The 12240-nt window shown below is 36.7% G+C and carries 13 protein-coding genes and 2 tRNA genes; 2 read left to right on the top strand and 13 right to left on the bottom strand.

What is annotated here, in order from left to right; all coding sequences use genetic code 11:
- On the bottom strand, positions 1-191 hold a 191-nt coding region (locus AS180_RS14995; protein ID WP_139109208.1), incomplete at its 3' end, for a DUF4372 domain-containing protein.
- 223 nt (positions 192-414) lie between these two features.
- On the opposite strand from AS180_RS14995, the gene AS180_RS14990 reads away from it, so the two are divergent.
- Positions 415-488, top strand: a tRNA-Met gene (locus AS180_RS14990).
- A gap of 11 nt (positions 489-499) precedes the next feature.
- Positions 500-571, top strand: a tRNA-Glu gene (locus tag AS180_RS14985).
- Positions 572-677: 106 nt separating this feature from the next.
- Here AS180_RS14985 and AS180_RS14980 read toward each other — a convergent pair.
- From AS180_RS14980 to AS180_RS14925, 12 genes are all read right to left on the bottom strand, one after another.
- Positions 678-1145 carry a S1 domain-containing RNA-binding protein gene (locus AS180_RS14980; RefSeq protein WP_025909838.1) on the bottom strand — a complete coding sequence of 156 codons (468 nt, stop codon included), beginning with the start codon at positions 1143-1145 and terminating at the stop codon, positions 678-680.
- 89 nt (positions 1146-1234) lie between these two features.
- Positions 1235-1606, bottom strand: coding sequence for an FtsB family cell division protein (locus AS180_RS14975; RefSeq protein WP_025909837.1), 372 nt, complete (start codon positions 1604-1606; stop codon positions 1235-1237).
- Between the two features lie 4 nt (positions 1607-1610).
- Positions 1611-2234 carry a spore cortex biosynthesis protein YabQ gene (gene yabQ / locus AS180_RS14970; protein WP_025909836.1) on the bottom strand — a complete coding sequence of 208 codons (624 nt, stop codon included), beginning with the start codon at positions 2232-2234 and terminating at the stop codon, positions 1611-1613.
- Entirely contained in the window at positions 2231-2536 is a 306-nt protein-coding gene (yabP, locus tag AS180_RS14965; protein WP_025909835.1) for a sporulation protein YabP, read from the bottom strand. Before yabP ends, yabQ begins: the two co-directional genes overlap by 4 nt.
- A gap of 99 nt (positions 2537-2635) precedes the next feature.
- Entirely contained in the window at positions 2636-2899 is a 264-nt protein-coding gene (locus AS180_RS14960; RefSeq protein ID WP_025909834.1) for an RNA-binding S4 domain-containing protein, read from the bottom strand.
- A gap of 20 nt (positions 2900-2919) precedes the next feature.
- Positions 2920-4374 carry a bifunctional methyltransferase/pyrophosphohydrolase YabN gene (locus tag AS180_RS14955; protein ID WP_025909833.1) on the bottom strand — a complete coding sequence of 485 codons (1455 nt, stop codon included), beginning with the start codon at positions 4372-4374 and terminating at the stop codon, positions 2920-2922.
- Between the two features lie 27 nt (positions 4375-4401).
- Entirely contained in the window at positions 4402-6000 is a 1599-nt protein-coding gene (locus AS180_RS14950) for a putative polysaccharide biosynthesis protein (protein WP_226372976.1), read from the bottom strand.
- Between the two features lie 217 nt (positions 6001-6217).
- Entirely contained in the window at positions 6218-6754 is a 537-nt protein-coding gene (gene spoVT, locus AS180_RS14945) for a stage V sporulation protein T (RefSeq protein WP_025909831.1), read from the bottom strand.
- A 196-nt stretch (positions 6755-6950) separates the two neighbouring features.
- Positions 6951-10481 (bottom strand): transcription-repair coupling factor, encoded by a 3531-nt coding sequence (gene mfd, locus AS180_RS14940; protein ID WP_025909830.1) that lies wholly within the window; start codon positions 10479-10481, stop codon positions 6951-6953.
- A gap of 68 nt (positions 10482-10549) precedes the next feature.
- Positions 10550-10780, bottom strand: coding sequence for an anti-sigma-F factor Fin family protein (locus AS180_RS14935; protein ID WP_025909829.1), 231 nt, complete (start codon positions 10778-10780; stop codon positions 10550-10552).
- A gap of 61 nt (positions 10781-10841) precedes the next feature.
- Complete coding sequence (pth, locus tag AS180_RS14930) at positions 10842-11399, bottom strand: aminoacyl-tRNA hydrolase (RefSeq protein ID WP_025909828.1); 558 nt, start codon at positions 11397-11399, stop codon at positions 10842-10844.
- An 89-nt stretch (positions 11400-11488) separates the two neighbouring features.
- Complete coding sequence (locus AS180_RS14925) at positions 11489-12121, bottom strand: 50S ribosomal protein L25/general stress protein Ctc (protein WP_025909827.1); 633 nt, start codon at positions 12119-12121, stop codon at positions 11489-11491.
- Positions 12122-12240: the final 119 nt, after the last annotated feature.

Below are 12240 nucleotides of genomic sequence, written 5' to 3'. Positions count from 1 at the left end.
CTATCGCCCAATGCATGTAGACTTTCAATTTCTACTAGCTGTGCAAAAAGTAATAATTTAAGGAATGATTCTGTCGTTAATTTTTTCGTATAGTAATCTAATTTCAATGTTTTCACGTTATCTTCTAATAATTGAAGATTAATTGGTGAAAACCATTGTCCAAATGAAGTTTTTCGTGTAATCTTGTCCATAAGTTTGGTCCTTTATTAGTGGATTTGGACGGGTTACCACCATCTATTTCCATTATAAAGGACTTTTTGTTTGCCTAAAATAATAAAATTGAAGATTTTGAGTCTTTTTAATAGTTAATTTAAATTAATGCAACACTAGTGGTTTGCCATTATTTTAAAAAATGTTATTGACAACCAATGAGGATTTTTATATTATTATACATGTCTTTTATAAAGAATTTATGGCGGTGTAGCTCAGCTGGCTAGAGCGTACGGTTCATACCCGTGAGGTCGGGGGTTCGATCCCCTCCGCCGCTACTTATTATAAAGGCCCGTTGGTCAAGTGGTTAAGACACCGCCCTTTCACGGCGGTAACACGGGTTCGAATCCCGTACGGGTCATCCAAAAACATGTACATCATTGTACATGTTTTTTTATATGCAAAAAAAGCACCTTCACTGAAGGTGCTTTCTAGAACTCGCTATCTATAACGTGATAAGCAGCAAGTTAGCCGCGTTTCGCGCCGCGTCCGCCACGTTTTGATTCTGTATGGCGTTTTAGGGAAGATAAACGTTCTTCACTATCTTTTAAGAAACGATTCATTTTTTGCTCAAACGTTTCTTTTGAACGGAAGTCATTACCACCACCGCGATTATTACGCTGTGGGCGATGTGAGTCACGAGGTCTGTCAGAACGTGGTGCACGCGCTGGTCGCTCTGGACGTTCTGGGCGTTCTGCACGCTCTACAGCTTTCTTAATTGAAAGACCAATCTTGCCATCTTTCTCTACGTTAATAACTTTTACTTCAACTTCATCGCCGACTTTTAAATGGTCGTTAATGTCTTTTACATAGTTATCAGCCACTTCACTAATATGAACTAAGCCTGTTGTTCCCCCTGGAAGCTCCACAAAAGCTCCAAAGTTTGTAATACCTGTTACCTTTCCCTGTAACTTGCTGCCTACTTCAATTGACATAAAAAAAATGCTCCTCCTTAAAATGATAAAAGAAATCAATTTACTCTATTATACAAAAAGCGAAAATATGCTGTCAACGCACCTTGGATTTAGTCTTTTTTGATGTTAAAGATAATCTCACCGTCTTCTGATAAGAAGTAATCTCTTCTCGCAATTTTTTTAATATACTCATCATCATTTAATTTAACAATTTCAGATTCAAGTTGCTTTTCCTTGCTTTCAAGCTTTGTTAACTGTTGTTCTAACTTTTCTTTTTCAGCTTTTTTATTTTCGATAGCTGATGCTTGAGTAATCAACGTTGTAACAATACCTATACCAATAAGTAGAGCCAAAACACCAAAGAAAGTTAGACGTCTAATTAAGCCAATGCGCTTTCGATCTGTTTGTTTTTTAAGATTTTGTTGCTGTTGACTATATTCTGTATTTAACTTTGTTACATTTTTCTTGCGTTCAGCACTCATTAACCTAGTCGTCCTCCTTATTTTTAAAAGTGTTTAACCATGATACAGCTCTCATTATGGTATTCTTTACACGTTGAAAAATTCCTTCTAAATACGTAAAACACCTCTGTAGAAATCGTCTTACAGATTTAGGCATGATTCTCCAAGAAATTAAGAATACCCATCTTATTGGTACAAAAATTACCTTTAGTATAAATGAAACAAGGCCGTATCCAAAGCGATAACATAATAAGCCCAAGGCATTTATACACCTTAACAGCATTCGAGCAGGCTTGACCAATATAATAGTAAGAATCGTTAGTAAAGCTCGATAAACGGCTAACACACTTGAAACAATAAATTTTAAAACTTTTAAATAAATGGATTGAATTAAGCTCTGATAAGCTGCGAATCCGCATAATAAAGCAAGAAATGCATAAAATCTTAGCTCACCTTCATTAACTAAAAACAACACATAAAAGATGAGTAGTGCTTGAACTACCCAAAACAGTAAGTCGCTAATAAAGACGAACCACCTTACTGTTTGAGCCCGATTTACAAAGTAGCGATATGTATCCAATGATGCTCCAACACATCCACCCATCGAAATCATCGCAAGCATAGTATAGAATTGTATATTAAGGCTCATCGAAACAACTTACTAAAGAATCCTTTAGCTTTCTCCGACTGGTTCTCATCTAAGTAAACTATATCAAAGATTTTTCCTTTTATCGATACAATTCCTTTTTCAACATCTAAATTTTTCATTTGAAGGTTTTGACCACGTACAGATAAAAACCCCATCACAGTTTCAAGCAAAAATTCCTCATTGTCAAAACTCTCTACTTGCTTGACTCCGGTAATATCTAAGAGGCGTCTCCCCTTCATTACTAAATCATGATTTGGAGTTTGATCTTTATTTGCACTGCCCATTTCGTAAAATTGACTCATCTTCATCCCCACCTCATTATTAAGCTCTTCATTACGTTTGGTTTAAACATATGAAGTGAGAATGAAGTTTAGAACAAGCTCACAGATGTCCTAACTGTTTTATGAGTTTGATACTTTTTCTTCTCTTACTAAAGAGTATAAGTTAGCAGCTTCTTCTTTCTTAGCGTTTTCTTGAAGGGCTTCTATCTTTACTGTCACAATCTTTGTCCCAAATTGAATAGCTAACTCATCACCTACTTTTACGTTTGAGCTTGCCTTTGCAACAATTCCGTTAATGGAAATTCTTCCTTTGTCTGAAATCTCTTTTGCTAACGTACGACGTTTAATTAGACGAGATACCTTTAAAAACTTATCTAATCTCATAGTTCCCTCACCTTTCTTTATTACAAACCTATTTTTTTTGCTTCATTCCAAAATTGGTCTAACTCTTCTAATGTAAAGTTTGCAAATGATTGACCAGATTTCTTTACCTGCTCTTCAATATAGCGAAAACGCGCACCAAATTTCTCATTCGTTTTAGCTAATGCGGTTTCCGGATCAATTTTGTAGTAGCGAGATACGTTTACTAACGCAAATAAAAGATCGCCAAACTCATTGCTCATCTCTTCCAGATTCTCCGCCTGCACTTCTTCTTCAAATTCCTGAAGCTCTTCTTTTACTTTATCCCACATCGGCTCAATCGTTTCCCAATCAAACCCGACTTTGGCAGCTGCCTTTTGATATTTATATGCTCTCATCAAGCTAGGCATGGTAGACGGTACATCATCTAATAATGAAGAAGGTTCTTCCCCTTTTTCTTGCTTTTTAATTTCATCCCAGTTTTGAAGAACCTCTTCCTCATTATCGGCTTTTACGTTGCTAAACACGTGTGGATGACGCCTAACCATTTTTTCTGCTACGGTAGAAATGACGTCCTCAATGGTAAACATTCCTTCATCTTCACCAATTTGAGCATGTAGCATTACTTGTAGCAGAACATCTCCTAGCTCTTCAACAATATGGTCGTCATCTTGTTGATCGATAGCATCTAGTAGCTCATAAGCTTCTTCAATTAAATAACGCTTTAACGATTCATGCGTTTGCTTTTTATCCCATGGGCACCCATTTGGCCCTCTCAGTATCGCAATAATACGGCGAAATTCTTCAAATTGGTGATATAACAATGCAGAGTCTTTTACAGGTGGAACATAAACCGTTGTTAGATTATTGAGCTCCATTCCATGATCAAGCTCATACAGTTTGACTTTTTTAATATGCTCATCTGAGCTACCTGCCGCTGTTACAATGTATACTTCATATTCATCTGGCAGCTGCTCCATTAGTGTAAGCTTTACATCAGAAGCTACAAACTGGTCATACACCTGCCCTATTAAAATATGCTGTTGCAACCTTAGCTCATCACGATGTAGTGCAGTGCCATCTAAAAGCTGAAAGCCTTCAATTGGGTCAATTTTCAATGACGTAAAAATAGGATCTAGAAAGCTTTGTCCACCTTTCACATCAATTTCAATACCTTCTTCGTTTTGCAGTAACAGCTGAACTGTTCTTTCAGCAACTAGAGGATGACCTGGAACAGCGTAAAGAACATTGCCATTCTTAGCTTGTTCTAACAGTTGCTTTGTAATACTTTCGTATACATCATCGAATGAATCAAATGATTCATAGACACCATCAAAAGATTGATAAGAAAAACCTTCTTCTTCTAATGCTCTCACAGCTGGGTGCTCTTTCGTTCTTAAAAACACGCTCTGATTTTGTTTTAATAAACGATAAATTCCTACTGGAAGCTGGTCAAGATCTCCTGCACCTAAACCAACAATGGTTATTTTATTAGTCATGGAATCCTCCTTCATGTTCTAGTTAAACTATAAGATGTATTTTATGAGCCACTTTCCTAGGGGAACGTCTCTTAATTCGTTTTTGGTAAAAATGCTGCTTTTGATAATTAAAGCTAAATAAAAAAGGCCACCAAACATAACACCTGATAGTGCAATACCCACATTTAATCCTCTACTGACTGAATGTGCATCTAGTATACCATTCATTGTCCACAAATACCCTCTTAATACCATTACCATTAAGAGACCGACTGCTATAATTTTTACCGCATGACGAATGAGCTTGTTTTTTGGGCCAAGTACTTTATACAAAAATATGCTGTTCATAACGGTAATAACTAAGAAGCTAATAGCAGACGAAATCGCGGCCCCTTCTGTGTACATAATAGGAACAAGCCACAAATTAAGCAGGGTTTTGATAACCACACCGATACAAATGGCGTATGCAGGTGCTTTCATTCGACCAATCCCTTGCAGTACAGCGGCTATAGTAGCAGATATCGTTGTAAAAATAACGAGCATACTTAACATTTTAAGGACTTGCGAACCTTCAATGTTCCCGTATAACATGTGGTTAATTGGTTCCATTAAGCCCGCTAGTCCACAAGATGCACCGACACCAACAACCAACGAAAGCTTGATTGAAACGTTAACCTTACTTTTTACAAATGCCCAATCATTTTGAGCGATAGCTGAAGATATAACCGGAACAAGTGAAAGTGAGAATGCTGTTCCAACAACCGTTCCAAGCTGAATTAAAGGCACGCCTCGGTCATAAATACCTTTCATTCCCTTAGCTTTTTCAGCGTCAATTCCGCTTGTCAGAAGAGAAGGATATAAGGTAAAGGAATCAATCAGTTGAATTAATAGCAACCCCATCCCACTAATACAGATGATTATGCCTTGAATGGCTACCTTTTTTAAAATAGGAACTGCCCCTGTAAACGTTTGTTTCGAGAAACTCCATGTAGTAACTACACGACTTCGAAATAAAAAGAAAATGAGTACCATTAATGAAAAAGTAATACCTACAACTGAACCAAATATTGCGCCTGCGCCTACTATATAAGGACTGTAGTTATTTTTAACGAGCAGAAAAGATAACAGTAAAATTGTTGCTACGCGAAGCGTTTGTTCTGATACTTGAGACACAGCTGTTGGGAGCATTTCATTTAACCCCTGATAGTATCCTCGAATGCTTGCGACAAATGGAACAAATAAAAATGAAAATGAAATAATTTGAATTAATAGCGTTAACTCTTTATCTCCCATTAAGGTCGCAATATTCTCTGCAAACCCATACTGAATACCGAACAGCATGAGGCTTAACATGCTCAAAAACACAAAACTGACTTGAATAACCTGGATAGCTTGTTTTTTTTCATTATTCGCCACATGTTCTGAGACCAGTTTTGAAATAATGACGGGAAATCCATACGTGCTAATTTGTAAGATAATCCCGTATAAAGGATATACTTGTTGATAAATATAAAACCCAACATCACCTGCAATATGATGATATGGAATTCGGTAACTAGCGCTTAATATCTTTGTAAAAAGACCAGCTAAGGTTAAGATAACAGCGCCATTTAGTAACATTAAAACATTTGATTTCTTCTGCATCATGACACCTTTCGTATTATACCAATTCTTTATGATGACCTTGCAATATCAACCTCTAAAGGCATATGCAGTTAACCTGGTATTGTAAGACTTTTATATTATAGCACGTTCTCATTGCGTGCTCTTTATGTGTTTTACAGAAAAAACCACATAGAAAAAAGACAGCAGTTCTGCTGTCTTTTCATAGATAAATTAAAATAACATTGATTAGATCTGTCGCTTATTGCTCCATTTGACGAGATAAGAAACCTGCAGCAGTTTCAGCCGCTTTATGCTCTACTTCACCAAGGGATTTCTCTTTTGAGAAGAGAATTACCGCTCCAATCGGGTCTCCATTCGCAATAATTGGACCAATTGTATAAGATGAAATTTCTTCTTCATGCCCATCAACAAACTCTAAGCTTTTGCCTTCTTTCACTAAAGTTGAGCTTCTACTTTCCATTGTAGATTCAACTAGAGAACTAATATTTTTATTTAAATACTCTTTTTTTGAAATACCTGCAATAGCAATAAATGTATCGCGATCACAAATTAATACGGGATGACCTAGGCTATCGTAAAGAGCTTCACCATATTCTTTAGCAAAATCACTTAACTCGCTGATTGGTGAATACTTTTTCAAAATGACTTCTCCATCACGATCAACAAAAATCTCTAATGGATCGCCTTCACGAATACGGAGCGTTCTTCGAATTTCTTTTGGAATTACGACACGCCCTAAATCATCAATACGACGAACAATACCTGTTGCTTTCATTGATTAAAGCCTCTCTTTCATCTGATGATTAAAAATAGTAGGTGAATGAGTGAAATAATTCATTAATCATTCACCGGTGTTGAGGTTAGTATTCGTTACTATGCAACTTCTATTCACCAACCATCTCTTTTTTGTTAAAAAGTTCCCTTTTTCTCAAAAAACAAAACCATTTGTCAGCGACAAATGGTTTTGTTTTTTAATTTGGAACTTGTTCCTTCTTAACTTTTGCTAAATCACGCGTTAAATGGTGAACAATTTTCAGCCATTCTTTTTGTGCAAGTTCTTTTGTATTAATAACAACCTTCACTTTTTTACCTTCCATACCTAGGCTGACCATTCTGCCAAACTCATTACCTAACATAAATAATTTTTGACCGTCTACAGTAGAGCTAGCTTCTTCAGATAATAAAATCGTAACGTCTTGCTTTGATTGAGTAATGGATTCCACTAGGTTCGTATTGGCATATACTTTTATTTCAGCTACCGTAAATAAATGCATCACTTCAACTGGATATTCACCAAAACGATCAATCATCTCATCTTGTAAGTCTTGAATATCATCAAATGTTTCAATAGCACGGAAACGCTTGTACATTTCAATTTTTAAACGCCCGTCTGTAATGTATTGATCCGGTATATATGCGTCTAGGTCTAGATTAATTTCAACCTGTATTTTCTTTTTCTGCTCATCTGTGCCGCGTCGTTCTTCAATGGCGTCTTTAAGCATTTGAGAATATAAATCAAAACCAACTGAGTCAATAAATCCATGTTGTTGTGCACCTAGAAGGTTTCCAGCCCCACGAATAGATAAGTCGCGCATCGCAATCTTAAACCCTGAACCAAGCTCGGTAAACTCTTTAATTGCTTGTAGCCTTTTCTCAGCGACTTCTGTCAATACTTTATCTTTGTGGTATGTGAAATATGCATACGCAACGCGGTTAGAACGACCTACACGCCCCCTGAGCTGATACAGCTGCGATAATCCCATTTTATCTGCATGATTAACAATAAGCGTATTAACATTTGGAATGTCAACACCTGTTTCAATAATTGTCGTACTAACTAACACATCATATTCGCCTTCTAAGAAGCTTAAAATAACAGCTTCTAATTCCGTTTCATTCATCTTACCATGAGCATACGTTACGCGAGCATCGGGTACTAACATCGAAATCTCTTCAGCTTTCCTCTCAATATCTTCAACCCTATTATATAAAAAGTATACCTGGCCATCTCGCGCTAGTTCACGCTCAATTGCTTCACGTACTAATACAGGATTGTACTCTACTACATACGTTTGAACTGGAAAACGATTTTCAGGCGGCGTTTCGATGACTGATAAATCCCTTACACCTAGCATTGACATGTGCAGTGTACGTGGAATTGGCGTAGCAGTCAGCGTTAGCACGTCTACATTTGCTTTCATTTGCTTAATTTTCTCTTTATGAGTTACACCAAAACGTTGCTCTTCATCAATAATTAGTAGTCCTAAGTCTTTGTATATCACATCTTTTGATAATAAACGATGGGTTCCAATTACGACGTCAACCGTACCGTCCTTTAAACCTTTAATTGTTTCTTGCTGTTGCTTTCGAGTTCTAAAGCGACTTAAGAGCCCAATATTAATCGGATAGTCTTGAAACCTTTCTCGAATCGTTTCAAAGTGCTGTTGAGCTAAAATCGTTGTTGGCACGAGTATTGCGACTTGCTTACCATCTGTGACCGCTTTAAAAGCAGAACGAATAGCGACTTCCGTCTTCCCATACCCAACGTCACCGCATAGTAAGCGATCCATTGGACGCTCTTTTTCCATATCCTTTTTGATTTCTTGGATAGAGCGCAGTTGATCTTCAGTTTCTTGGTACGGGAATGAAAGTTCAAATTCACGCTGTAGGTCTCCATCTGGAGAAAAAGCGTATCCTTTGCTGGCTTCACGCTCTGCATACAGTTTAATTAAATCGTCAGCAATATCTTGGACAGAAGATTCTACTTTACGCTTCACTTTCTTCCAATCATTACCGCCTAGTTTGTATACTTTTGGCTCTTTGCCTTCGGAGCCAACGTATTTTTGCACTTGGTCGATTTGTTCAACAGGAACATATAATTTATCAGAGCCTTCATATTTAATATGGATATAGTCTTTATGATTTCCATTTATCTCAAGAGTTTCCATACCTAAATAGCGACCAATTCCGTGATTCACGTGTACGACATAGTCGCCAACATTTAATTCAGAGTAACTCTTAATACGCTCTGCATTAGATAGTTTTTGGCGTCTCTTTGTCTTTTTTACACGCTTTTTAAATAGTTCCTCTTCTGTTAATACCGCTAGCTTTTGCATTGGAAGTTCAAACCCAGCCTGAAGATCCCCTTCAATGACTTGAACAATCCCTGGCATTAACTGGCCATCGCCGTCTAAAATAGCTGCTTCAATATCATAATCAGCTAATACACTCTCTAGTTTGGTAACTCTCTCACGATCTGCTCCAAGCATAACAATTGTGTAGTTTGCTTTTTTCCATCGTTCAATTTCGCCTTTTAATAAATTCATCTGCCCATAGAACTGCTGCATTTGCTTATATGAAATAGTCACGATATTTTGTGGATTTGTATATGAAACATGTTTTAGAAATAACGATGTGTAAATTAGCTGATGTGGCGTTGATTGAATTAATCCTGCAAGCGGATGCGAAAGCTGTACATCTCGTACAACCTGACCTTGTCCCAGCAGCTCCGTTACCCATTCGCCTTCTTCACTATCAAGTTGTTCAGACGTCTCTTGGATACGAGTTGTCTCATCAAAAAAAACAACTCCACCTTCTGGAAGATAATCTAGCAAACTAGCGGGCTGTTTATAGAACAGAGACAAATACTTAAACATATTGTCTAATGTTTGTCCTTGTTTTAGCTGTTCAATTTCCCCTTGAATGTTTTCAATCAGCTTTTCCTTTATTGCTTTATCTTTTACTTTGGCTAAACTATCACTTAAACGCTTTTCAAGTTCCACTGTTCCATCTTTTAACTCATCCTCTGAGAAAATAAACTCTGTAGCAGGTCCAATACTAATTTTATCTAACTGCTTTTGAGAACGTTGATCTTCAAGCGTAAAAGTACGAATAGAATCAATTTCCGTATCAAAAAGCTCAATTCGAACAGGAAGTTCCTCTGTCAGTGGGTAAACATCAATAATTCCCCCACGTACGCTAAAATCTCCTGGAGCTGAAACCATTGACACTCGTTCATATCCCAACTGAATTAACTTTTGCAAATAGTGGTCAACATCAATATCATGACCATTTTGAAATATTAACTGAGTTTGTTCCCACCTAGCTTTAGGTGGAAGAATTTTTCTTACTCCTGATACAGTGGTTACAACAATACCAGATTGTTTATGGCTCCAATGGTTTAATGCTTCAATCCTTTGTGCTTTTAACTCTGGGCTAGCAATTCCTACTTCTGTTGCTACAAGATCATTAACTGGATAGAGAAACACATCTTTGTTCGGTAAAAGATGTACTAAATCTTCATACACCTTTTGAGCCTGAAATAAGTTATGAGTAACCACTAACAACGGATAACCTTCATTTTCATTCAGTAGCCCCATTAAAACTGAACGTGCTGAACCAGAAATTCCCGTTATTAATTGTTCTTTTAGACCTTCTTTTAAGCTATTAACAATTGTATTTATTTCACCATTTTCAACGAAACGTTGTATAATCCCTCTCAAGGAATTCCCTCCTCCCATGTTGCTATGTAAGTAAATAGAAAAACGCTTTGGTATATAACCAAAGCTTTTTATTGTATAAATGTTTCATACTGATGATAGTCTGGGTTTCGATCTAAAGCCTCCTGGCAATCTTCACAAATTGTTTTGACAATTAAATCGCCATTCGCTTGGTATTGAACTAGCTCTTGCCTTTCATCAGCTGTCAAATGATGAAAGCCTAGTTTTTCTGTGCTATATTCTTTCCCTTCTATCATACCGACTTTTGCATGACAATGTCTACAGAAATAATGAATAGACAGAATAAAGCCCTCCTAAATGTTTTATTGTTAGTATTAGCATTTAGAGAGAGCTTTATTCCTGTTAATTATATCGATTCATTACTTCTAAGAACGGTTTAGATAACCACTCTTCACTAGCTTTAACCGATTTCTCCATGGCTCCATTCATTTCAATCATCTCTTCAGATGTAAACCTTCCAAGTACATAGTCTACAACTTTCATGCCATTTTTAGGACGATCAATGCCAATGCGAACACGGTTGAATTCTTGTGTTTTTAAGTGCTGAATAATTGATTTAATTCCATTATGACCACCTGCACTGCCTTTTGTTCGCAAGCGTATTTTTCCACAAGGCAAATCCAAGTCATCATAAATAACAAGCAAATCTTCCACATCGATGTCATAATATTCCATAAGCGGACGAATGCTTTCTCCCGAGAGGTTCATATATGTTAATGGCTTTAATAAAAGAACTTTTTCTCCTCGCACCATTCCCATGCCATAAAGTCCATTAAATTTTGTGCGATCCAACTTAATATCAAAGTAATCTGCAAGTTCGTCAATTGTCATAAAACCGATGTTATGACGTGTTTGATCATATTCTTTTCCAGGGTTACCCAATCCAACAATTAATTTCAACGAAATGCTCCTTTCTCTTTAAACACTCTACCCTTCTTATTATAATCAATTCATCATAAAAGACGTAACCTTTTGGTTACGCCTTTGTATTATTCTTTGTCTTTTTGTTCTGTTGCTTCTACTTCTTGATTTTCTTCATCACCTTGTTGTTCTCCACTATCAGGTAATTCTTCTTGTTGTGGAGGTAGTACTGAAGCAACTGGCTCTTCAAGACTTTGTGTAATTTCAATTTTACCATCTACTTTTACATCTTGTAGGGTTAATACATCGTTAACCCCCAACTCAGTTACGTCTACATCAATTGATGATGGAATATCCTGCGGTAAACCTTGCACTGTTACTTCGTATAGGGACTGCTGTAACACGCCGCCTTCTTTTGTACCTTTAGCTTCCCCAACTAACGATAAAGTAACCGTAGACTCAATTTCTACAGACATATCAACAACTTGGAAATCCGCGTGTACAATTTCGTTTTTTAATGGATCAGTTTGAATTTCATGCAAGATAACTGAATGTTTGTTCTTGCCTACATGTAACGTTAATACGCCATTTCGACCTGCTTCGCGAATTGTTTTAATAAACTCAGCGCTATTTAAGTAAATTGACGTAGGTTCTACTTTATTACCATAAACAACTGCTGGAAAATTACCCTCTTCACGAATTTTTCTATTTACAGAGTTTTGAAAGCTCGTTCTTTCTTTTGCCTGAATTGAAATACTCATATTCTTCACCTTCCAGTATGTTTTCTATATTAAAATCTACCCTAATTAGAAAATGATTAAACCTCAAAATCAAATTAATTTGTATTAGTGCTATGATTACAATAAAAAAGAAGCTTCTC

The organism is Priestia veravalensis (assembly GCF_001457055.1).
In the GTDB taxonomy this organism is placed as follows: domain Bacteria; phylum Bacillota; class Bacilli; order Bacillales; family Bacillaceae_H; genus Priestia; species Priestia flexa.
This window is presented reverse-complemented; position numbering and strand designations above follow the sequence as displayed.